This is a genomic window from Edwardsiella ictaluri ATCC 33202 (assembly GCF_000264785.1).
In the GTDB taxonomy this organism is placed as follows: domain Bacteria; phylum Pseudomonadota; class Gammaproteobacteria; order Enterobacterales; family Enterobacteriaceae; genus Edwardsiella; species Edwardsiella ictaluri.
The window spans coordinates 25,199-48,227 of record NZ_AFJI01000047.1 but is presented as its reverse complement, the minus strand read 5'-3'; the positions used below and the strand labels follow the sequence as shown (position 1 = coordinate 48,227).

Sequence of the window (23,029 nt, the reverse complement as noted above, 5' to 3'; positions counted from 1 at the left end):
GTTATTTACCCGCTTTGGGTTTCACGCCTTATGGTAGGTTGTCATGCAATCGGTAGTGTTCAATCATTAAGGAGCCTTTCGTGGCAGTCACCGGCATCGAGAACGTTTTACAGCAGCTTCAGGCCACCGCGCTTTCCGCCGCCAACGGTACCCCGCAGGATGGGGTGGCGCAGGGGACGTTTTCCTCCGAGCTGAAGGCGGCCATCGACCGTATCAGCGACAATCAGAACCATGCCCGTCTGCAGGCCCAGCAGTTTGAGATGGGGGTTCCCGGCGTGGCGCTGAACGACGTGATGCTGGATATGCAGAAGTCCAGTGTTTCCCTGCAGATGGGGGTTCAGGTGCGCAATCGTCTGGTTGCCGCCTATCAGGACATTATGAATATGCAGGTGTAGCTAAGATATTTAGCTGAAATATAAATATATGACCTGTTTTACTTCAATATTTGTGGCGTGGATGGGGGAACGGTGGCACGCCCATGATGCCGGCGGCGTCCAGTGACGTTGCCGCATGGTGCTATCGTATCCTTGACTTCCCCAGGGGATGCACAGCCAATACCAATAACCTGGACCCACCTGACGCCACTCCCGCGACTGTGGGAGTGGCGTGATCACGCCATACTCTTGGTGTAACGCCGGAGGTTCACTTTCCGATAATCCCTGCGTTACACTGATGCCGGCAATACGCTGTAGTCTGTCGTCGAATACGCGCTGAGTGGCTACCGATAGCGGCGCCATTGTAGCACCATCCAGTTACACGAGCGCGGGGAACTACGTCGCCGCGCGATCCGATATATCCCGTAAGGAGAGTATTATGCGTTGGCTCGGCCTATTCGCGCCGCTGCTATTATTGAGCGCCTGCAGCAGCGCGCCGGGGCATTTTGTCCGCAGTGAGGAGGACCCGGTATCGCATTCGCTGGTCTATCGCTTCGATCCCGGGATTGTCGATCGGGCCGCAATGCAGGCCGATGCATTGGCCTATTGCCGCAGACACGGCTTTGATCGTGCCCATGAGGTCGGCCCGCTGAAGCCGAGCGCAACGGGGTTGACGCGGGCGGCCTACCTGTGCGTTTATCAGGCGGTGCGGGCACAGGTCGTGGTGAAAAAATAATCTTATTTTCTGTGTAATCCGTCGCTGGTGAGCTGACGGTAAATGCAATAGGGCTATCACTGTCGTGATAGTTGATGCCGATTGCTCATGGCTACCCGCTCACATTGTTTTTAACAGTCTACTGTACTGTTGTTTTCACTCCCCGCGCTTTTTGGCGCGGTTTTTTTATGGCTGGCGTAAAAGGTGTGGGAAGGGGAGTGACGCCCGGCGTACCACGTATTGTCGTGGTCGAATGTCATGACAATGTGGGACGCCAGCGGGCAAATAAAAAAGATTAGCCAGAGGCAGTGATATCCGGCGAATGATTATAGCTGTTCACCGGGCAACAGGATCCCGCCCGTGAACTGCCCATAGGCGTGGCTTAGCGCCTGCTGACGGCTACCATTACCGATCAGCTGGCGCAGCTCATCCATTCGAGCCTGGAGCCGTTGTTTAACGTGGGTTTCGTTGTACAGGATCTGTTTAAGCATCTGGCGTAGCTCATCCTGCAGTGTTGTGGCTGTTTCGGGCTGTGACATTATACTGGCCGTGTGTGACACCGCCGTCAGGTACTCCACTTCCAGCGCAATCAACGCTTCCCACTCGTCGCGCTGTGCCAAATCGCGCATACGCTCGCTTAAGACCAGAACCTGATGGTAAGCCTGGAGTAGCGGCGGTAGTCCATACATAGTATTTCCCCTACTGGGTGATTTGCGAATTCGGGCCTATCTGGCGCCAGGCATCGGCAATGTTATCGAGTAATTCCGTAACGTGGCGCACGGCCTGCGCATCGTTGTGCAGATTGGCCTGCAGCAGACTGCGGACCATATAGTCGTACAGCGCATACAGGTTTTGCGCCAGCTCGCCTCCCTTTTCCAGATCCAGCCCGGTTTTCAGGCCATTATCAATAATGTTGATAGCTTTGCTGAGAGCCTGCCCCTTCAGGGCAATCTGCCCGGCATCAATATGCAGCGCCGCACGAACCAGGGCGCTGTGCGCCCCGTCGAACAACATTACGATCAGTTGGTGCGGACTGGCGCTCATGACAGCGCTTTCCAGTCCGACCTGTGCATAGGCCTGTGTACCCCTGGTGTTGTACATGGTCGTGGTTACCTTTTCTATTTATCTGATGATTTATTCATCGCACTGAATTGTTGGGTCAGGTAAGAGCTGGTGCCGTTGAGTTTGGACATCAGGGTATCCAGATGGACAAACTGCGCTTTATAACGGCTGATCGTGGCATCAATATTCTGGTTAATGCTGTCGATCTGGTTACTCAGACTCTGCAGGCTGTTGTTGATACTCCTGGTGGTTGAGTCGAGGACGCCGTTGCTTTTGACATAGTCCCGGATTTCCTTGTGTACCATATTGGCAATCCCGGTATCCTTACCGTTACCGATAAAGAGGTTCTGGACCTGTCCCGGATACTCATCAATAACGTGTTTCAGCTTTTTATCATCGATGCTCAGTTTACCGGTGAGCGGATCAGTATTGATGCCCAGGTTACCGATACCCTTGATGTTTCGGTTGTTTTGCTCGGAGCTCAGAGCACCTTTAATGCTGGACTGGATGGCCCGCAGAGTGCTGTCACCCAACAGAGGTCCATTGTTAAAGGCCGGTGCCTGCCCCTGTTTTACCGGGGTGAATTTGGTCAGCGCCTGAAAGGTATCGATGAGCGAGTTATAGCTGTCAGCCCATTCATGAATTTTTTTGCTGACGCCATCACCGTCACTGCTGATCACCAGATTCTGCGGGCTGCCTTTAGGCGTTGTCGTTTTCAGCTCCAGGGTAACGCCCTGGGGAACGTCGGTTATCTGGTTGCTGCTGCGGGTGATTGGAATTCCGTTAAGCGTCAGTTCGGCATCCTGCCCCTGCACGGTTCCTTTCATGCCCGTTTTATTGGCAGGCTCGGTACCGTTATAGTTCAGCATACCGGCCAGTTTGCTGTCACCGCTGACGTTCAGCTTGATATTACTGCTCTTACCGGTCTTATTGGCGGTAATGGAAAGGGTATATTCCTTGTCGGAGATCTGGATGATACTGGCCTTAACATTGGCGCCAGACTTATTGATGGCATCCCGCATGCCACGCAGTGAGGTCTGATCATCAGCAAGTGCGATCCGGGTCTCTTTGGGCGGGGTTCCCACACTGATGGTGAGTTCACGGCTACTGGCTCCGGGCGTTCCCTGTGCACTGGTCTGGCTGTCGGCATGGGTCTGGGCGGTCAGGCTTTGGGCCTGGGCCAGCTGGGAAATACTGATGGAGTAATTCCCCGGTATGGCGTTGGAGGTGGTGGTGACGTTGAACTGGTCGTGCGTACTGGCCTTGGTAATGGTAAAGGTATCAAGTTTGGCCAGATCCTTGCTTACATCATCAAACTTTTCCAATGCGCCTTTCAGGGTACCGTAGGCTGTCAGCTTGGACTGATAGCTGACCTGCTGGTTTTTATAGGGAGTTAACTGCTGCTGTTCGAGCTTGGTCATTTTGGTCAGCAGAGAGTTTAGGTCGAGGCCAGAGCCGATCCCCAGTGATGAAATGGTTGCCATGCGTATTTCCTTTCTTTATCACGAGTACACTGATGTGAGTTATCGGCTCTTTCTGATAAAAGTTTACAGATAAATGGTAAAAAGCGATGGGGCAATAAGAGACAAAAAAAAGGGGGCTTTTTCACCGATTGATTGTGAGAGGTGTGTCATTTTGTGTCATGTATCCGGGGTCGCAAGATATAAACGGCACATTTTGTCGGGAGACCATGGCTTGTCGGAAGGCAACTGTGTTGAAAGTTTTTGGGTAGAGACGAGAGACTCAAGCGCTACTGCACTGATTGATACCTGCTTGTTGATACCAGCCCAATGTTTATCCATTCAGCGGTGACATATCAGGAGGTGTAGCTTTTGCTGCCGTAATAAAAAAATACATTAAAATTTGTATTGGCCATACCGGTAGCATTGCTGTTCACGCCTGTAGGTGGCGTTATCCGTGTGCACACCAGGCGGTAATCGACATGATCGGTATGCGCCCAATATATGTGGCGTAGGGGCACGGTATTCTCCTTAATTAGTCAGCGATATTTAAGGCAAGGATTTTACTTATGGCATAAGAGCCTATCTCAGCAAGAATATATTGTTGCAGCCCGTTTGGACACGGACAGCGCGCAACAACCGGAGCGTACACGCAGTACGTGAGGATGGTGAGCACAGCCCCGGACCGAAATGGCAAATCAAATAGCCTAATGGGATAGGATCTGAGTTTATCAATACCAATATTTTGTCCCTGCTGGCACAGAACGGCTCCAACTCTGAGAGCGATCTGCCGTCCATCCAGGATGAAATCCCCCAGCGTCTGGATGAAATCAACCGTATCTCTATCTCTGCCCAGACCGGCTTTAACGGTGTGAAGATCCTGAGCAAGGATCAGAGCGTCGGTATCTGTCTGAGCAAGATTGATGTAACGACCCTGAAGATGAATACCTTTGATATTACCAGGCCGGTACCGCGCTACTGGCTAAGACCAACCGGCCTATTCAGGACGTACTGTCCCTGCTGAGTTAATGGTAGTCGCCTGCCTGGTGCAGGCATTGTCCGTAGCGATATAAATAACCGCCTTCGGGAAAATACGTTCACTGAAGAGATTGCAGGGTGAACGGGATAGAGCTTTGCGCGCCGAATGTCCTTTCTTAGGGCCGCTTTCCCGGCAGGATGAACCGCTGCACATTCTGGTTTCTCTTTCTCTCTATATTGATACCCGTCTTGCTCCATGGCAGCCATAAGTGATGACATGATCGCAGCGGATCTTCATACCGGTAATCAGCCAGACGATCTTTGGGGGGATCTGGATTTTCGGCTCTTGGTTTTATTCGTGGGTCTGAAGGAGAGTCGGTGAGATGGATGGCGGAGAGGTCTGATCAGCAGAAAGTGTGCCAGATACGTTAAAGTTTTTACGGTAGGTGTCGATAGTAAAAGAGGTATCAGTTAGATGTTATATGATGTTATATCCAGTTGAGGATTTTTATCATGGCACTAGTTATTAACACCAATATTCTGTCCCTGGAAGCACAGAACAATCTGAACAAATCCCAGTCAGCTCTGGGCACCGCCATTGAGCGTCTCTCTTCCGGCCTGCGTATCAACAGCGCCAAGGATGATGCTGCCGGTCAGGCCATCGCCAACCGTTTTACTGCCAACATCAACGGCCTGACCCAGGCCTCCCGCAACGCCAACGACGGTATCTCTCTGGCACAGACCACTGAAGGCGCCCTGAACGAAGTCAACGATAACCTGCAGAACATCCGTCGTCTGACCGTTCAGGCGCAGAACGGCACCAACTCTGAGAGCGACCTGCAGTCCATCCAGGATGAAATCACCCAGCGTCTGGATGAAATCAACCGTATCTCTGCCCAGACCGACTTTAACGGTGTCAAGGTCCTGAGCAAGGATCAGAGCCTGACTATTCAGGTTGGTGCTGACGATGGCCAGACCATCGGGATCAATCTGCGCAATATGGATGTGGGCACTCTGGGGCTGAACTCCTTTAGCGTAATGACCAAGGGCACCCGTGTGGGTGATACCGTTTCTGTTGGTACCATGGTTACCCCGACAGCGGGCGGCAAAATGGTTGCCGTTCAGGCAGTGCCTACGGCTGCTAAAGGGTCAACGGCTTCCCTGGTTTCCGGAACAAGTGCCGCGGGGCAGGCCGGTTACTATATTAAAACCGTTAACGATTCAACGGGTGTGGCAACTTACACCACAGCGACCATTGATGATAAAGGCGTTGTAACTGCAGGCACTAAAGTGACTGACCTGCAGACCCCGCTGGCAACCCTGGATAAAGCGCTGTCTCAGGTTGATGACCTGCGCAGCGGCCTGGGTGCGGTACAGAACCGTTTCGACTCCGTTATCAGTAACCTGGACAGCACCGTCACCAACCTGACTGCTTCCCGCTCCCGTATTCAGGATGCTGACTACGCGACCGAGGTTTCTGACATGAGCCGTGCGCAGATCCTGCAGCAGGCCGGTACCGCGGTACTGGCCAAGGCCAACCAGTCCACCCAGAATGTACTGACCCTGCTGCGCTGATGGGCAGCAGCCTGCCTAGAGCAGGTGCAGCACCGCGCGATATCGCAGCCACCTCCGGGTAAGTGCCATTCACTTAAGCGTGTATGGGGTGAATGGGATATGGTCTCGAGCGTCGAACGGCCCTGTTTTGGGCCGTTTTTTATTGCCGCCGGTAGAGTCTTAGAGCGTGGTGTAAATTCGGAAGGATGGTGAGAGCCATCGGGTTATCCGGTAAGGTAATGGTTAATCAGACAATTATCTTAGAAGGCGTCAACCGATGGCTGACAACAGCATGACATTCAGCAACACCCTGTTGTAACTTGGCGGTAAGGGTTTTCTGCGCAGACTCACCGCGTTTATGCTCAACCGCATCATGGAAGCTGACGTCACTCAGCGCATCAACGCAGAGCCTCACGAGCGCAGCGATGGGCGTGAGACCTACCGCAACGGTTACTGTGACCGTCAGTACAACACCCGCCTCGGCACGCTGGACCTGCGTATCCCGACGCTGCGTGAAGGTACCGACTTCCCGCCCTTCCCCGACGCCCGCAGGCTGTCGGAGAAGGCGCTCAACGCGGTTATCCGGGAGGCATGGATAAACGGCGTCTCGACCCGCAAGGTTGACGCGACTGGTCCAGCCGATGGGGATGAGCGGTATCTCCCGAAGCTAGGTGTCATCCCTCTGCCGCGGCATCGACGAGCGTGTGCAGGCGTTCCTGCAGCGGCCGCGGGAAGGGGAGTGGCCCTACCTGTGGCTGAATGCGACCTACGTGAAGGTGCGCAAGAACGGGAGGGTGGTCAGCGTGGTGGTAATAATCGCCTGCGCGGTCAGCCCGGACGGTCGCCGGGAGATTATCGGGATGGGTATCGGTGAGTCAGAAGCCAAAACGTTCTGGCTGGCCTTCCATTCTATTATTCCATTCCTGCGTTTCTGTCCCTGTATTGCTTCTCGGCTTGTGTCCCATGGTTCACTAACAGTGATGGGGGGCCACGCCGGCATTTCATACCGGTCATCCGTCAGACCTTAAAGGTCTTAAAGGCGGCGGGGATATGTCATTATCAGGAAATGTGCCAAAAACGCTAAAGCTTTTAACGCAGGTGCCGATAGTAGATGAGTATCAGTCATATGTTATATCCAGTTGAGGATTTTTATCATGGCACTAGTCATTAATACCAACATTTTATCTCTGGAAGCACAGAATAACCTGAACAAATCCCAGTCAGCCCTGGGCACCGCCATTGAGCGGCTCTCTTCCGGTCTGCGTATCAACAGCGCCAAGGACGATGCCGCCGGTCAGGCGATCGCCAACCGCTTTACCGCCAACATCAACGGTCTGACCCAGGCATCCCGCAACGCCAACGACGGTATCTCTCTGGCGCAGACCACTGAAGGTGCCCTGAACGAAGTCAACGATAACCTGCAGAACATCCGCCGTCTGGCCGTTCAGGCGCAGAACGGTACCAACTCTGAGAGCGATCTGCAGTCCATTCAGGATGAAATCACCCAGCGTCTGGATGAAATCAACCGTATCTCTGCCCAGACCGACTTTAACGGTGTGAAAGTCCTGAGCAAGGATCAGAGTTTGACTATTCAGGTTGGTGCTGATGATGGCCAGACCATCGGGATCAATCTGCGCAAGATGGATGCGGGCACCTTGGGTCTGAGCTCCTTTAGCGTAATGACCAAGGGCACCCGTGTAGGTGACGCCGTTTCTGTTGGTACCATGGTTACCCCGACAGCGGGCGGTAAAATGGTTGCTGTTAAGGCTCCAGCAGCAGGCACCCTGGTTTCCGGGACAAGTGCAGCGGGGCAGGCCGGTTATTATATTAAAAACACGGATGCCAAAACCGGTGTCGTAAGCTATACCTCGGCTACCATTGGCGCTGATGGCAGTGTAGCAGTAGGAAAGCCGGTCACAGACCTGCAGACCCCGCTGGCAACCCTGGATAAAGCGCTGTCTCAGGTTGATGACCTGCGCAGCGGCCTGGGTGCGGTACAGAACCGTTTCGATTCTGTTATCAGCAACCTGGATAGCACCGTCACCAACCTGTCCGCCTCCCGCTCCCGTATTCAGGATGCTGACTACGCGACCGAGGTTTCTGACATGAGCCGTGCACAGATCCTGCAGCAGGCCGGTACCGCAGTACTGGCCAAGGCTAACCAGTCTACCCAGAACGTGCTCTCCCTGCTGCGTTAATGATAGAGGCCTGCCCGGTGCAGGCGCTGTCCGCAGTAATGGAAAAACCGCCTTCGGGCGGTTTTTTATTGTCTGTTGAACACTCCCAGCTCAGCAGGGGGCTGGTTTGAAGTGGATAAAAGCGCGGCCGTATCTCTAAAACATTCTGTAACAGAATGAATGGAATGACATTGATTTAAAAAAATAGAGAATTTTAATAAAGTTTTGATCAATGCTGCCGATAGTAGGAGGGTATAAACAAGCAAGTACCATTTATTAAGGATTTTCATCATGGCGCAAGTCATCAATACCAATATTCTGTCCCTGCAGGCACAGAACAACCTGAACAAATCTCAGTCAGCCCTGGGCACCGCCATTGAGCGTCTGTCTTCTGGTCTGCGTATCAACAGCGCCAAAGATGATGCTGCCGGTCAGGCCATCGCCAACCGTTTTACCGCCAACATCAACGGCCTGACCCAGGCCTCCCGCAACGCCAACGACGGTATCTCTCTGGCACAGACCACTGAAGGTGCCCTGAACGAAGTCAACGATAACCTGCAGAACATCCGTCGTCTGACCGTTCAGGCACAGAACGGCTCCAACTCTGAGAGCGACCTGCAGTCCATCCAGGATGAAATCACCCAGCGTCTGGATGAAATCAACCGTATCTCTGCCCAGACCGACTTTAACGGTGTTAAGGTCCTGAGCAAGGATCAGACCCTGACCATTCAGGTTGGTGCTGACGATGGCCAGACCATCGGGATCAATCTGCGTCAAATTGATGCGGGGAAACTGGGTCTGAGCACCTTTAGTGTGATGACCAAGGGCACCCGTGTGGGCGATGCCGTTGCCGCTGGTACCATGGTTCCGGCAACAGTCGGCGGTAAAATGGTGGCTGTGAAGGCACCGGCAGCAGGTACCGGTGGTGCGACAACGTCTTTGGTTTCCGGGACCAGCAAAGATGGTCAGGCCGGCTACTACATCAAGACTGTTGATGCCAAGGGTGCCGCAACCTATACCGAGGCTAGCATTGGTGCCGATGGAACCGTGAAGGCCGGGGCGGCAGTTACTGATCTGCAGACCCCGCTGGCAACTCTGGATAAGGCCCTGTCTCAGGTTGATGATCTGCGCAGTGGTCTGGGTGCGGTACAGAACCGTTTCGATTCTGTTATCAGCAACCTGGATAGCACCGTGACCAACCTGTCCGCCTCCCGTTCCCGTATTCAGGATGCTGACTACGCGACCGAGGTTTCTGACATGAGCCGTGCGCAGATCCTGCAGCAGGCCGGTACCGCGGTACTGGCCAAGGCTAACCAGTCTACCCAGAACGTGCTCTCCCTGCTGCGTTAATGATAGAGGCCTGCCCGGTGCAGGCGCTGTCCGCAGTAATGGAAAAACCGCCTTCGGGCGGTTTTTCCATTAATATGACTCATTCATGTCTGTTTGATAAGCAGACGGCATGGTGTATGAATAAAGTTTATATAACCAGCTGAATATATTAGTGATGGTCTGAGAAAAAAAGATAATCTTTATTAAAGTTTTCACTATGGGTGCCGATAGTAAAAATCGCAAACAAATGCGTCGTACAGTATTTCATTAAGGATTTCTATCATGGCACAAGTTATCAATACCAATATTCTGTCCCTGCAGGCACAGAACAATCTGAACAAATCCCAGTCTGCCCTGGGTACCGCCATTGAGCGTCTCTCTTCCGGTCTGCGTATCAACAGCGCCAAGGATGATGCCGCCGGTCAGGCGATCGCCAACCGCTTTACCGCCAACATCAACGGCCTGACCCAGGCTTCCCGCAACGCCAACGACGGTATCTCTCTGGCACAGACCACTGAAGGTGCCCTGAATGAAGTCAACGATAACCTGCAGAACATCCGTCGTCTGACCGTTCAGGCACAAAACGGCTCCAACTCTGAGAGCGATCTGCAGTCCATCCAGGATGAAATCACCCAGCGTCTGGATGAAATCAACCGTATCTCTGCCCAGACCGACTTTAACGGTGTGAAAGTCCTGAGCAAGGATCAGACCCTGACCATTCAGGTTGGTGCTGACGATGGCCAGACCATCGGGATCAATCTGAGCAAGATTGATGCAACGACCCTGAAGCTGAATACCTTCGATGTTACTAACAATAAAAACCGTGTAGGCAGCGCAATTGAGGCCGGTACCTCTATTAATTATACCAACGCAGGTAAAGCGGCTACCGGCTCTTTGGAGCTGACTAAAGGTCAGACTCTGGTTTCCGGTACCGATGCTACCGGTGCTGCAACCTATTATCTGAAGGGTGTTGATGCAGCAACCGGTAAGGTAACCTACAGCTCTGTCAAATTTACTGTCGATGCAAAAGATGCAACCAAAGTTACTGTTGCGGCTGATAAAGATGTCACCAAAGATATTCAGACTCCGCTGGCTGATGTGGATTCAGCACTGGCTCAGGTAGACAAACTGCGCAGCGGCCTGGGTGCGGTACAGAACCGTTTCGATTCTGTTATCAGCAACCTGGATAGCACCGTCACCAACCTGTCCGCCTCCCGCTCCCGTATTCAGGATGCTGACTACGCGACCGAGGTTTCTGATATGAGCCGTGCGCAGATCCTGCAGCAGGCCGGTACTGCAGTGCTGGCCAAGGCTAACCAGTCTACCCAGAACGTGCTCTCCCTGCTGCGTTAATCCCGGCCGGAGACGTTACACGTTTCTGTCAAACCCCGCCATGGCGGGGTTTTTTTGTATCCAGTGTATATGGCCGATTGGCTTCACCTGGAGCAAAGCGGCTAAAAGGCCCCGTTTTTACCGAGTTATCGCAGCATTGGATTGCAACAGAGACGGGATAATAAACGGGCATCCATCAACCCGGGTTCTGTCGACGTGACTGATTTGTATACCGCCGAAGGCGTGATTGACAAAAATACGTTATGGCAGCGCTATGCGCCACTGGTTCGTCATGAGGCGCTGCGTCTGCAGGTTCGCCTTCCGGCCAGCGTAGAGCTGGACGATTTGCTGCAGGCGGGCGGCATCGGGCTGCTGCATGCGGTCGAGCGCTATGACGCTATGCAGGGGACTGCATTTACCACCTATGCCATTCAGCGTATCCGCGGTGCGATGCTGGACGAACTGCGTAGCCGCGACTGGGTGCCGCGCAGTGTGCGGCGGAATGCCCGTGGGGTATCGGCCGCCATGCAGCGCGCCGAGCAGCGTCTGGGACGGGTGCCGGGTGACAGTGAGATTGCCCAGGAAATGGGGATTTCGCTGGCCGAGTATCAGCAAATCCTGCTGGATACCAACACCAGTCAGCTGTTTTCCTATGACGAGTGGCGTGAGGAGCATGGTGACAGTGCTGAGCCGGTCGTTGAGCAGAGCGAAGAGTCCAACCCATTGCACCAGCTGCTGGAAAGCGATCTGCGTGGCCGGGTGATCGCCGCTATCGAGGCATTGCCGGAGCGTGAAAAGCTGGTGCTGACCCTGTACTACCAGGAAGAGCTTAACCTCAAGGAGATCGGCGCGGTGCTGGAGGTCGGTGAATCGCGCGTCAGTCAGCTGCACAGCCAGGCGATTAAACGCCTGCGCACCCGTCTGCTCAGCCAGCGCTGAGCTGCGTTTTGCCCGAGTATCGGACATGCCCGAATCATCCATTTCTCCGTCTGATAACAGACACCGGCCACTGAGCCGCTACCTGAAAGACTTTAAACATGCGCAGTATCAGTGTTCGCACTGTGGGCGCCCGCTGGATCGTATCTCCCTGGTTCTGGATGGCGTATTGCTGAACCGTGACCGTCAGACCCAGATGGAGCGGCTGATCGACGACGTCGGCTGGGCCGCTCTGCAGCAGGGACTGCTGGCACTGTGCCGCTTCTGTAGCGATGTCTATTGCCATGCGCACTGCAGCCGTTTTGATATCATGGGGTTTAAACAGTATCTGTGTGAGCAGACCGATATGCGTCACAGCAGCATCCGCGAATATGTGGTGCGTCTGCGGCGTCTGGACGGGCTGCTGACGTGTCATGCGCCGCCGTCGATGGCGCTGGACGATCTGTCCGAACGCTGGCTGGCGGGGCTGCCCCGGTGCAGCCAGAACAACTATCGTATCGCGCTGCGCAAGTATCAGCAGTATCTTCAGTTCGCACAGACGGCCTGACGCCCGATGTCAGTTATTTCCTAAAATTATTAGCATATTACCTTTTATTCCTTTCCATACTGTCACGCCTTGCTACAGTGACGGCACGGAGCGTCGGCGTACGGCGCGGAGGGGGAGAGAAGAGTGTGAGTGCCATCGAACTGACACAGTTGGTGAAATCCTTTCACCATCAGCAGGTCCTGCACGGTATCGATCTGTGCGTGCAGCCGGGCGAGGTGGTTGCGATCATCGGGCCGAGCGGTTCGGGCAAGAGTACCCTGCTGCGCTGCATTAATCTGTTGGAGACGCCGGACGCGGGGATCCTGCGGGTCGGTGATATCAGCGTGGACGCCAATCGCCCGCTGGTGCGTCAGAAGGCGCAGATCCGTCGTCTACGCCGTCAGGTTGGGTTTGTGTTTCAGAACTTCAATCTGTTTCCACATCTTACGGCGCTGGAGAACGTGACCGAAGGGCCGCGGGTGGTTAACGGAGTTGCGCCCGCAGAGGCCGAGCGTCAGGGACGGGCACTGCTGGCGCGGGTCGGACTGGCCGATAAGGCTGATTCTTATCCCAAAAGGCTATCTGGCGGTCAGCAGCAGCGGGTGGCCATCGCCCGGGCGCTGGCCATGCAGCCGCAGGTTCTGCTGTTTGATGAGCCCACCTCGGCGCTGGATCCGGAGCTGGTGGGCGAGGTGCTCGCCACCTTGCGCGGCCTGGCGCAGGAGCAGCGCACCATGGTGATCGTCACCCATGAAATGCGCTTTGCCCGCGACGTGGCGCAGCGGGTGATCTTTATGGATGGCGGCCGTATCGTAGAGCAGGGGCCATCCGGGATCCTATTCAGCCGTCCCCGCCATCCACGCACCCGCCAGTTCCTCGCCCAGTATCTGGAGGAGATAATGGCACCTGAGTTTGAAATCTAGACCGTGCGCTGCTGCTCTTCATTCTGCCTGGCCCCCAGGGGGAGCCTTATCAGCCCGTTGGGCCGTGCGCTGCGCGCCGGAGACGCTTGAGACACCAGTCCGTACCCCTTTAGTCCACTGTCAGGGCTGAGCTACCCTCTATCCAACGCAGGAATCGCCGTACGCATCCCGGCGCCGTATTGATGTTGACCCTGCCCGAAAATCCTGCGCCATGCAGAAACAGCATTCCGGCATGATAAACACGCTCCTGAACGGAGGTGGCGCCGATGAAAAAGTCACGATCCACCGAAGGGCAGATTATCTTTGCCCTGAAGCAGACTGAGCTGGATACGCCCGTGCCGGATGTCTGCCGCAAGCTGGGTATCTCCGACGCCACTTTTACACCTGACGAAAGAGATACGGCGGAATATCCCCCTCTGAACTCAAACCTATGCGGCAACGGGCAGAGGAAAATCTACGGCTGAAGAGGGAGGCTGGCTATTGATCTCAGCCCCGACAAGGCGATGCTGCAGGGGGTATTGGCAAAAAAGGGCTGACACGGGCACCTCTGTGCGAATGGATCAGGGATTGACAGCGCCGATAGGGGGCCAGCGCAAGACAGGTCTGTTTTGCACTGCGGGTCAGCCGTAGTTCGTTCAGGTATCGTTCCGTTGCTGCCGATGACAGTGCACTGCGCCTGCGTATCCGGGAGAGCACCGAAACGCGAATTCACTGCGGAGATCACCGGGTACACCGGATGCTCCGGCGTGAGGGATGGCATGATAATCGCACACGGATCTATCGCCTCTACCGTGAGCAGGGGCTGTCGCGGCGCCTCAACGGCCACGCCGCCATAAATCAGCCCAGCGGCGGCAGCCGCAGCCTCATGGCCTGTCCCCAAACCAGATTTGGGGCATGGATTTTGTCTCTGATGCATTGTTTGACGGGCGAGGGCTGCGACCGTTGACGATTTCGACCTCTACACCCGCGAATGGCTGGGGATAGGCGTGAGACAGCATCTGCGTCCGACAGAGGTGGGCGGAATGCTGGACAGCATAGCGCCCAGGCGTCCTTTACCGCAGGTGCTGAAAGCCGATAATGGTTCTGAATTTGCGGGGAAAATATTAGACAGAGGGGTGTATGAAAGAGGGATCGGCTTCTCCCGCCAAGGAACACCGACGGACAACGCAGCAGTGGGTCCTTCAACGGCAGGTTAAGGCAGGCGTGCCTGAATAAAAACGGGTTCACCTCTCTGGTGGATGAACGGCGCAAAATCGAGGCCTGGCGCATACACGATAACCAGCGTCGTCCCCATTGTGAACCGGGCTGGATGACCCCCTCAGCGTTGGCTGAAAAATCGGCCGGTTGCCAGAATATGCAGCCAGAATGAGGCCGGTTATTCCAGATTATGAATGGACCACACCATATAGGGAGCGGTTCAAAAATTATCGGTGTTTTTATCGAAAGAGTTTATCTTAACTGATTGGAAGCATAGTTATTTTTCTGTAGAGGATTTTATAAAATCGATCACTGAAATTAATAATGGAGGAACTGCGTGTTTTTGAAAAAAATACAGCACTATCGTTTTTTTGAATAAAAGAATGAGAAAGATTTGACAGGGAAAAATAAGGGTTATAGTTTTAATATAGAAAACATGTGGAATTAACTCAAATTAATAGAATGTATGTTTTCGATAAAGGCGCCGATGACTTTTTGTGAGTCCCGACGGCGCGTGAGAAGTAAATTGTTTTACGTGCCAGTCTCTTGACGCGCTTTCTGAGTGTCAGGTTATTACGCTCGTTGTGTTGCGTTGCGTAAAAATATTGACGTCAGATGTTTTTTCTTCAGCACCTCTTTGGCATAGTTGCTCCAGTTGTCGCTACCCATCATGCCGATACAGAATGGCGTCAGCAGGGGGGCAACTCCCGACGTATCTTATCGGAGACGGCCCGAAGCAGTAGGCCAGTATACTGCCCGTTTTTTGCTCTATGCGTATCAGCGCGCCTTATTGCCAACGAAGTTCCACTGCTTATCGAATTCACAGATAAAAGCAACATCAAAGTGAGTAACGGGAGATGAGGTTATTTGGCGGGGCGAGAGTTTTTTAAAGTCCGTATGGCCGTATTGATACCCGTTTTCAGCATTCTGACGGTATCACGGGAATTTGTTGATTAATAATGGATCATATTGTTTGCTGTCGCTATATTCGGTGGAAAAAGCTAAGCGTTTCAGGAGGCGTGTATCCCTACACGTCCCAACTACATGAATTTTCGTCGCTGAGGTTAGCCACTACATTGAGCTGACAGTATAAGTCTATTGATTCAACAACACCGCTTCATAGCGGTAGGTTGGCGGCAATACTGATAACGGAGGCTCCCGCGTTGAGTCGGGTTGAGGCCATGTCGATAAATTTCATCTGAATAGCAGTAAAGGCATTGAACAGCAACAGTCGCCACGAGCAAACATCAAATGATGACAAAATATTATCAAGCTAATTATTTGAGCGGTTGTCTGCGCGTATGTGAATTAAGTCTTTTTGTAAATGAATGTGTGTATATTTCATCTTTAATATTTCTTTAATGACTTACTGTAGAGTTGGATATATGTGAAAAAGATAGAACTTAGTTACAAACAGTAACGCGTAATTTATGCGGTGCGTCTGTTGAGCTCACCTGCAAGGCACTTGGCATTAAGTAAAATCAATGTCTTCATTGCTGTTGCATACCATAAGTGGATATTTTACATATGACTATGTTAGATAGAACATTAATTTCAGCATTTACAATTCATGTTAAAAATACACCAGATAAAGTGGCGATAAAACACAATGGAAAGCAAACAACCTATAGGCAGCTTGATGAATTATCAACAAATATTGCCAGTTATATCTGGCAAAGAAAACCTGGTCATGATAAGTCCACGTCAATATTAATTTGCCTCGAGCGCAGCGAACTTACTATTGGCGTGATTCTTGCTTGCGTGAAGCTTGGTTTTACATATGTTCCCTTTGATCCAAAAAATCCTGACGAACGCTTGCAATATATGCTTGATGACTGTCGGCCCGCATTGGTTATCACCAGCAAGAAAGATGCAAAAAGGCAAGATGGTTACCTTGAAATATATGTTGAGGACATCCCGCTGCCCACAGCGGAAGTATCTCCTGATTTTCCAGGAGTATCGAATCTGGAGGCGGTTTATATTATGTACACCTCCGGCTCGACCGGAAATCCCAAGGGTGTCGTCATTTCACAGAAAGGAATCCTTCGTCTGGTGCTTGATGCCAAACCATTCCAGTTTTCATCTGATGCCATTATTGCGCAATCTGGGAATATCGCTTTTGATGCGTCAACGTTTGAAATCTGGGGGGCGCTGCTTAACGGTGCTACGCTGGTTATTACGCCTTATGAGACCGTGATTGATAGTGATGCATTGGCGACGTTTCTGTGCGTCGAAACAATCACTGATGCTTGGTTTACCGTGGCACTCTTTAACCTGCTGGTGATGGAAAACCCTGGTGTGTTTGGTTCGTTAAACAATGTCTTAATCGGTGGGGATGCGCTAAACCCCAAATTGGTCCATGCCGTACTCTGTTCTGATACACCGCCTGGTGCACTGTGGAATGGCTATGGTCCGACAGAAAATACGGTATTTACTACGTTGCACCGAATTACGCTGGAAGACTCAACGCGGAGTAGTATTCCAATTGGAATACCGATAGCGGGAACGCACTGCTATGTGCTCGATGCGGATCGTCAGCCTGTTATACCGGGAGAGGAGGGGGAGCTATATACCAGTGGGGCCGGGTTGGCGACCGGATATCTGAACAAGCCGGAAAAAACCGCTGAGGCATTTTTCCCTAATCCTTACTATAAGCTAGAGAAATGCCAGAACCTGCAATCCGCAAGCGCATGGATGTATAAAACCGGCGATCGCGTGAAGATGCTTGCAGATGGCACTTTGGATTTTCTGGGGCGGGTGGATAACCAGGTAAAAATTCGCGGATTCCGTCTGGAACCTGGAGAGGTGGAGTTTCAGCTGTGCCAACTCGCTGATGTGGATCTGGCTGTTGTGACGGTTGTGGAACATCAGGGGCAGAAAAAACTGGCTGCATGGTGTAAAAGCTCCCGGAATGCTAACGAGATTCTGCAACTATTCCGCCAGCAGGTTCCGGCATATATGGTGCCTTCTTATCTTCAGGTGGTAGAAAGCTTCCCCGTAACGGCAAACGGTAAAATTGACAAACGTAGTCTTCCTGCGCCTCAGTTCAACAATCATCAGGCCACACCGCCGCAGACGGCCACAGAAATTTGGCTAAGTAAGACCTGGCAGCAGTTGCTCTCTTTACCACATCCCGTTGGCCGTGAGGATAACTTCTCTTCTCTTGGTGGGCATTCACTGCTGATTGTTAAACTCAAGCAAAAAATTCAAACAGGCCTGAATAAACGTGTTTCATTAACTGAACTATTCAATCTTTCTTCGTTGAGCGACATGGCTGAGTATATCGATACGCTGCCAGAAAGCTGCGGCGTTATCACACTCAACCGGGTTGGTTACGGGGAAAAAATCGCGCTCACAAACGAACAGCTTCGTTTGTGGTTGATTTGCAATCGTGAGCCACAATTACCCCACTACTCTATTCCCCTGGTGTTTCAACTTTCAGGTGAACTTCATCCCGAGCGGCTGGCGCAAGCGCTGGATTCGCTCTGCCAGCGCCATCAAAGCCTGCGCTCGCGTATTTTCAACACGGAAGGGACGCCTTGGCAGCAAGTGGCAGAAATGTCCCCCCAGCTGATTATGGATGAAGTAAAGGATGAAGATACGCTGCAGGAGATACTGCGTCAGGAGGTTCAACGGCCGTTCACCTTTGGGAATGATCCATTACTGCGTATGGTGCTCTATCGCGTAGCTCATAGCCGCTGGGTACTGTTTATTAATATTCACCATATTATTACAGATGGCTGGTCAATGGGCGTTTTTTTCCGTGAGCTTTCATCCCTCTACGCTCAGGATGACGAACTTCCTGCACTGGATTACCAATTTATCGATTATTGTGCCTGGCAGCAGAGGTTGGATCACTCGGCTGATCTGGCCTGGTGGCAGCGACAACTGGAAGGGGTAACGCCTCAGCAACTTCCACTCAGGGGTAAGCCAACAGGAAGGGCAATCACACGCAGTAAACAAATCCCTGCTGCGCTTCACCGCCAGCTCAACGAAGTCGCTATCCAATGCAATACAGGCCTGTTCAACATTACCTGCTCAGCACTGGCGATTCTGCTATCGCGCCTTTGCAACCAGCAGGATATTCAGATATCCAGTATCTGGGCAAACCGCCAGTACCCTGAAGTGGCCGAACAGATTGGTTTCTTCGTTAATACGTTGGTTATGAGAATGCAGGTTGATCCTGAGCGCCCACTGATGCAGTGGCTGAAAAATAACCATACCCTGATTACTGAAGGATTCCGGCATGGCGCCGCGCCTTTAAGCGATGTACTTGCCCAGAGTGGTATTCCCTCAGATGGTCATCAGCATCCCCTGTGTTCAGTACTATTAGTACTGCAAAATACTGAAGGTGGCGATGGTAAAGGGCTACAGCTGACAGGCTGTCACGCGCTACCTTACCCATTGCCGGAAGAACAGGCGAAATGCGACCTGCTTTTCAATATTGTTCCTGAGCCTAATGGCGAGCTGCGCTTGGAAGCGTCCTTCCGCGAGGGGATCTGGCCTGAAGCATTAATGAAAAGTGTGTTGGATTATTATCAGCAGATTCTGATCACTATGACGGAGCATCTTCACCAGTCTGTAGCCAATGCCATGGATATTGGCAATGAGATGCGTCGCCAGCAGTTACTCTCTTGGAACCCAGAAATTAGGGCAAAACATACGACATCGCTACTGACATTTTTTAATCAACAGGTTCAAATCCGCCCTGATGCGCCAGCCGTTTGTGATGTTGAAACACAATTCAGCTATCGCGAATTGAACGCGCGAGCTGATTTATTGGCCTGGCAGCTACACAAACGAGAGGGGAGTTTATACGGTAAACGCGTGGTATTTGCACTCGATCGTAACGCAGATACCATTGCCCTGATTATTGCGATTCTGAAACATGGCGCAATATATGTTCCTTTCGATCCCACACATCCTGATGCCCGTCTGCTCTATATTCTGAAGGATTGCGCCTCTACCTGTCTGATCACGGAGTCCAAATATCGACATCGGCAAACGTTCTGTCCTGAATATGACATTGCGGAGCTACTGGCTGCACCGATTACCGAGGCGATGCCAGGATATGCGGTATCGCAACAGGCGGATGAAGTTGCATATATCATGTATACCTCCGGTTCGACGGGGGAGCCTAAAGGTGTCGAAGTTCTCCATCAGGGTATCTTGCGCCTGGTTGTTGATGCAGCCCCGTACCAGGTACGCCAAAATGCAGTGATGGCACAGACCGGGAATATTGCTTTTGATGCCTCAACCCTTGAAATCTGGGGGGCATTACTTAATGGTGCTCACCTGATAGTCATTCCTTACCACACCGTCATCGACAGCCAGGCATTACCCGCAGCCCTGGCTAAATACCAGGTTACGGACGCCTGGTTTACGGTGGCGCTTTTCAATCAGCTGGCCTGTGAGGATCCCTCCTCCTTTGGTTGCCTGGAGCATCTATTGATCGGTGGGGATGCGTTAAACCCGGCTATCGTCGGTTCTGTGCTGGCCTCCGATGCGCCTCCGGCCCATATCTGGAATGGTTATGGCCCTACGGAGAATACGACTTTTACCACGCTTCATCCGATCACGATTGAGGATTGCTAGGGCGATGCCATTCCGATCGGGCGTCCCATTGCCGGTACAATCTGTTATGTCCTCGATCAGCATCATCGCCTGTTGCCACCGGGGTTTCCCGGCGAGCTGTACACATCAGGATTGGGGCTGGCAAAAGCCTACCTGAATAAGCCGGAAAAAACAGACGAAGCCTTTATCCCAAATCCCTTCTGGCACGAAAATGCTAATGGCAGCATTGCCACGCAGATGATGTATAAAACAGGTGACAAGGTGCGCTGGACAGAACATGGGACGCTGGGTTTTCTTGGCCGGCTGGATTATCAGATTAAAATTCGTGGATATCGTCTTGAACTGGGTGAGGTTGAACATCGCCTGTGTGCGCTGGATATCGTGTCGCAGGCTATCGTGGATGTCCAGATGTTGCATGGTCAGAAGCAACTCGTTGCCTGGTGCGTCAGTGAAGCATCTGCCAGCGATATACTGCGAGAATTTCGTCGGCATGTTCCCGCTTATATGGTTCCAGCTTGTCTGGAGGTTATTGAATCCATCCCGTTAACCCCCATCGGCAAAGTAGATAAAAAACGTTTGCCACCCCCCAATATTCATACGGCAAGTTCGCAAAAAACACTTCCGCAGAATGACACTGAGCGTCTTTGTGCAGAAGTATGGCAGCAGTTGCTACAGACGGACCTTCAATACTACCGGGAGGATAATTTCTTCAATATCGGTGGCCATTCTTTGTTGGTGGTTAAAATGGCTGATTTAATCAGCCGTAAAACCGGGAAGCAGCTCTCCGTTGCTGACGTGTTTAACTGCGAAAATCTTGCCGGGTTGGCTGCACATATTCAGGGTGAGAGTTTTTCTCATGATAATGAGTATCAGCAGATACTGCAGGATAGCCAGCTCGCGCTGGAGGGATTTATTTCTACCCCTGATATTCGTCTGAACAGCCTGCTGTTAACCGGTGCGACAGGTTTTCTCGGTATTTACCTGCTGGCTACACTACAGCAACAATTGCCAGATGCCACAGTATATTGTCTGGGACGAGGAAAAAAAGGGATGGCGCGTTTGCGCAGCACCGCAAAAACCTATCAGATCACGCTCGACGAACGCAGAATAAAATGGATTGAAGGTGATCTCAATCAGCCAAAACTGGGTCTTAACGGGCAAACATGGCAGGCATTGGCAGACAACATTGATGCTATCTATCACTGTGGTGCATGGGTAAATCACCTGCATCGCTATAGCACACTGCGGGCTGCAAATGTCATCAGTACGCTGGATTTACTGATGCTGTGTACATCCGGACGACAAAAACAGTTCTTTTATGTTTCGACACTGTCTGCTGCGGCACGGCAGGATAACCGTCTGCTGGAGCAGGCCATCGCGGATACTCCAGCCATGAATAATGGATACGTTCAAAGTAAATGGGTGTGCGAGCAACTGTTGTCACAAGCTTTTTCGAAAGGGCTACACGGCGGTATTTACCGTATGGGAAATATCACTGGATCAACCAGTAATGGCATATCTAACGTTGGGATCAACCATACTCTGAATCTGATTAAAGGGTGTTTACAGCAAGGTGTTGCCCCCGAATGGCCCGGCTATCATCTTGATATCAGCCCGGTAGACCTGCTGGCGTCTTTACTGGTTACCAGCAGTATTCATCACCCCTATCCAGACTGTGCACTTAATCTGGGACATGTGTGTGCGGTTTCCTGGAAAAGTCTGCTGACGAGCATTGCGAAAGAGGGATATCCCTTACGTTTTGTCAGTGCTGATGAGTGGGCTACCCACTGGGTGCCTGAAATCGGCAGTGAAAATGCGTTATATCTGTTCAAATCGTTTTATTTGACACCACGGTACTATTCCCGCGAGGAGATTGATCACACTCTGGTTACGGATGCTGATTACAGCATCGATTTTCCGAAACTGTTGCGGCTTTATACTGATTTCTGGCTGCAAAGTGGCTTCCTTGTGGCACCGATGGATAAGTTGGCATGATGTCTAATAGCCAATATCTACCCGGAGAAAGTGAATACACTCCGGGTAACATCGGGGGGCCTCCGGGTGTTGAAGTAAACTCATCCGATTTTTTACATGATTACCGCCCATTTCCATTGCCCGACCTCAATGGCGGTATTATCGGCTGCCAGTTCTTCAAACAATATTATGAAGACAGATTATTTTCGGCACTGGGTGTCAGTTTTCCTCCATCGCTAAATAAGGCCCTTCCTATACGCCGGGCGGAGTATCTTGCAGGGCGGGCACTGGCAAAAATAAATCTGGCACAGTTGCACATATTTGACCATCAGCTGCTGCCGGACAGGAACGGGGTCCCACAATGGCCAACGTGTATTAGTGGCTCACTCAGTCATAATCGTGACATGGCGATATGTGTAACTCTGCCATGTGAACAGGCCAGGATGGTCGGGATAGATATTGAAAAACTGATATCACCTGAGGATGCACAGCTATTATGGCGACATATTATCAGTCCTCAGGAGTATGCATTTTTGCTGACCCAACCACTGGACTTTCATCAAATGTTAACGCTGGTTTTTTCTGCGAAAGAGAGCTTTTATAAGCTTGTTTTTCCTAAAACAAGAGCTGCGATGATTTTTCATAGCGTCAAAATTGTCGCCTTTGACCTATCCTCTGGAGTGTTTTCGCTGACGATACCGGATGAGCTGATTGCTCTTTTTCCATCCCGGCGTTATACCGAAGGAAGGTTTTTGTTAATGGATGATAATGTTATTACATTTATGCGTGCATGAATTAAATTTGTTAATGAAATGGTTTCCCCTATATCCTGTGCCACAGTGGGACGATAAATCCTCACTACTTGAGTGGCGTGGTCATCATGAACGTTAAAACTATCGGTATCGATTTGGCAACAGA

The 23,029-nt window shown here is 51.9% G+C and carries 17 protein-coding genes and 3 pseudogenes; 15 read left to right on the top strand and 5 right to left on the bottom strand.

The features are described 5' to 3' along the window. Positions 1-80 precede the first annotated feature (80 nt). Together fliE and EIEH_RS06030 are read left to right on the top strand one after the other, a co-directional pair. Positions 81-395 carry a flagellar hook-basal body complex protein FliE gene (fliE, locus tag EIEH_RS06035; protein ID WP_015871705.1) on the top strand — a complete coding sequence of 105 codons (315 nt, stop codon included), beginning with the start codon at positions 81-83 and terminating at the stop codon, positions 393-395. A gap of 418 nt (positions 396-813) precedes the next feature. Beyond that, positions 814-1,110, top strand: coding sequence for a hypothetical protein (locus EIEH_RS06030; protein ID WP_015871704.1), 297 nt, complete (start codon positions 814-816; stop codon positions 1,108-1,110). A gap of 305 nt (positions 1,111-1,415) precedes the next feature. Here EIEH_RS06030 and fliT read toward each other — a convergent pair whose 3' ends face one another. The 3 genes from fliT to fliD are packed head-to-tail and all read right to left on the bottom strand — an operon-like array spanning position 1,416 to position 3,635. After that, complete coding sequence (fliT, locus tag EIEH_RS06025) at positions 1,416-1,778, bottom strand: flagella biosynthesis regulatory protein FliT (RefSeq protein WP_015871702.1); 363 nt, start codon at positions 1,776-1,778, stop codon at positions 1,416-1,418. A 10-nt stretch (positions 1,779-1,788) separates the two neighbouring features. Next, entirely contained in the window at positions 1,789-2,190 is a 402-nt protein-coding gene (gene fliS / locus EIEH_RS06020; RefSeq protein ID WP_015871701.1) for a flagellar export chaperone FliS, read from the bottom strand. A gap of 17 nt (positions 2,191-2,207) precedes the next feature. After that, positions 2,208-3,635 carry a flagellar filament capping protein FliD gene (gene fliD, locus EIEH_RS06015; protein ID WP_015871700.1) on the bottom strand — a complete coding sequence of 476 codons (1,428 nt, stop codon included), beginning with the start codon at positions 3,633-3,635 and terminating at the stop codon, positions 2,208-2,210. Positions 3,636-4,356: 721 nt separating this feature from the next. Between fliD and EIEH_RS06010 the strand changes: the two genes are divergently transcribed. From EIEH_RS06010 to EIEH_RS18420, 10 genes and pseudogenes are all read left to right on the top strand, one after another. Then, positions 4,357-4,635 (top strand): flagellin N-terminal helical domain-containing protein, encoded by a 279-nt coding sequence (locus tag EIEH_RS06010; protein ID WP_015871698.1) that lies wholly within the window; start codon positions 4,357-4,359, stop codon positions 4,633-4,635. A 467-nt stretch (positions 4,636-5,102) separates the two neighbouring features. Next, positions 5,103-6,164, top strand: a complete 1,062-nt coding sequence (locus tag EIEH_RS06005) for a FliC/FljB family flagellin (protein ID WP_015871696.1) — start codon at positions 5,103-5,105, stop codon at positions 6,162-6,164. Between the two features lie 316 nt (positions 6,165-6,480). Then, a pseudogene (locus EIEH_RS17460) lies at positions 6,481-7,048 on the top strand (IS256 family transposase); the annotation flags it as partial. Positions 7,049-7,297: 249 nt separating this feature from the next. Then, positions 7,298-8,341 (top strand): flagellin N-terminal helical domain-containing protein, encoded by a 1,044-nt coding sequence (locus tag EIEH_RS05995; protein WP_015871693.1) that lies wholly within the window; start codon positions 7,298-7,300, stop codon positions 8,339-8,341. Positions 8,342-8,611: 270 nt separating this feature from the next. Next, positions 8,612-9,670: a flagellin N-terminal helical domain-containing protein gene (locus tag EIEH_RS05990; RefSeq protein WP_015871691.1), complete on the top strand. Its 1,059-nt coding sequence runs from the start codon at positions 8,612-8,614 to the stop codon at positions 9,668-9,670. Positions 9,671-9,931: 261 nt separating this feature from the next. After that, complete coding sequence (locus EIEH_RS05985; protein WP_015871689.1) at positions 9,932-11,002, top strand: FliC/FljB family flagellin; 1,071 nt, start codon at positions 9,932-9,934, stop codon at positions 11,000-11,002. A gap of 195 nt (positions 11,003-11,197) precedes the next feature. Next, the gene (locus EIEH_RS05980) at positions 11,198-11,920 is read left to right on the top strand and encodes an RNA polymerase sigma factor FliA (RefSeq protein ID WP_015871688.1); all 723 of its coding nucleotides are present in this window, start codon (positions 11,198-11,200) and stop codon (positions 11,918-11,920) included. 25 nt (positions 11,921-11,945) lie between these two features. Then, entirely contained in the window at positions 11,946-12,464 is a 519-nt protein-coding gene (fliZ, locus tag EIEH_RS05975; RefSeq protein ID WP_015871687.1) for a flagella biosynthesis regulatory protein FliZ, read from the top strand. Positions 12,465-12,589: 125 nt separating this feature from the next. Further along, on the top strand, positions 12,590-13,366 hold the full coding sequence (gene tcyN / locus EIEH_RS05970; RefSeq protein ID WP_015871686.1) for an L-cystine ABC transporter ATP-binding protein TcyN: 777 nt from the start codon (positions 12,590-12,592) through the stop codon (positions 13,364-13,366). A 266-nt stretch (positions 13,367-13,632) separates the two neighbouring features. Beyond that, positions 13,633-14,735, top strand: a pseudogene (locus EIEH_RS18420) (IS3 family transposase). A gap of 272 nt (positions 14,736-15,007) precedes the next feature. On the opposite strand, the pseudogene EIEH_RS19635 reads toward EIEH_RS18420, so the two are convergent. Together EIEH_RS19635 and EIEH_RS20095 are read right to left on the bottom strand one after the other, a co-directional pair. Then, positions 15,008-15,504, bottom strand: a pseudogene (locus EIEH_RS19635) (IS1 family transposase); the annotation flags it as partial. A gap of 162 nt (positions 15,505-15,666) precedes the next feature. Continuing rightward, positions 15,667-15,801: an IS1 family transposase gene (locus EIEH_RS20095; RefSeq protein ID WP_158002376.1), complete on the bottom strand. Its 135-nt coding sequence runs from the start codon at positions 15,799-15,801 to the stop codon at positions 15,667-15,669. A gap of 289 nt (positions 15,802-16,090) precedes the next feature. Between EIEH_RS20095 and EIEH_RS05955 the strand changes: the two genes are divergently transcribed. From EIEH_RS05955 to EIEH_RS05945, 3 genes are all read left to right on the top strand, one after another. Further along, positions 16,091-20,158 carry a non-ribosomal peptide synthetase gene (locus EIEH_RS05955; protein WP_035609027.1) on the top strand — a complete coding sequence of 1,356 codons (4,068 nt, stop codon included), beginning with the start codon at positions 16,091-16,093 and terminating at the stop codon, positions 20,156-20,158. Positions 20,159-20,230: 72 nt separating this feature from the next. Then, on the top strand, positions 20,231-22,132 hold the full coding sequence (locus EIEH_RS05950; RefSeq protein ID WP_071525697.1) for a thioester reductase domain-containing protein: 1,902 nt from the start codon (positions 20,231-20,233) through the stop codon (positions 22,130-22,132). After that, on the top strand, positions 22,129-22,905 hold the full coding sequence (locus EIEH_RS05945) for a 4'-phosphopantetheinyl transferase family protein (protein WP_015871678.1): 777 nt from the start codon (positions 22,129-22,131) through the stop codon (positions 22,903-22,905). The genes EIEH_RS05950 and EIEH_RS05945 overlap by 4 nt, the downstream gene beginning before the upstream one ends. The last annotated feature ends 124 nt before the right edge of the window (positions 22,906-23,029 follow it).

Coding starts and splice junctions, on each gene's coding strand:
- EIEH_RS06030 (WP_015871704.1), top strand. CDS start 814: ATGCGTTGGCTCGGCCTATTCGCGCCGCTGCTATTATTGAGCGCCTGC.
- fliS (WP_015871701.1), bottom strand. CDS start 2,190: ATGTACAACACCAGGGGTACACAGGCCTATGCACAGGTCGGACTGGAA.
- EIEH_RS05985 (WP_015871689.1), top strand. CDS start 9,932: ATGGCACAAGTTATCAATACCAATATTCTGTCCCTGCAGGCACAGAAC.
- fliD (WP_015871700.1), bottom strand. CDS start 3,635: ATGGCAACCATTTCATCACTGGGGATCGGCTCTGGCCTCGACCTAAAC.
- fliZ (WP_015871687.1), top strand. CDS start 11,946: ATGCCCGAATCATCCATTTCTCCGTCTGATAACAGACACCGGCCACTG.
- fliT (WP_015871702.1), bottom strand. CDS start 1,778: ATGTATGGACTACCGCCGCTACTCCAGGCTTACCATCAGGTTCTGGTC.
- EIEH_RS05955 (WP_035609027.1), top strand. CDS start 16,091: ATGACTATGTTAGATAGAACATTAATTTCAGCATTTACAATTCATGTT.
- EIEH_RS06005 (WP_015871696.1), top strand. CDS start 5,103: ATGGCACTAGTTATTAACACCAATATTCTGTCCCTGGAAGCACAGAAC.
- EIEH_RS05990 (WP_015871691.1), top strand. CDS start 8,612: ATGGCGCAAGTCATCAATACCAATATTCTGTCCCTGCAGGCACAGAAC.
- EIEH_RS05995 (WP_015871693.1), top strand. CDS start 7,298: ATGGCACTAGTCATTAATACCAACATTTTATCTCTGGAAGCACAGAAT.
- EIEH_RS05945 (WP_015871678.1), top strand. CDS start 22,129: ATGATGTCTAATAGCCAATATCTACCCGGAGAAAGTGAATACACTCCG.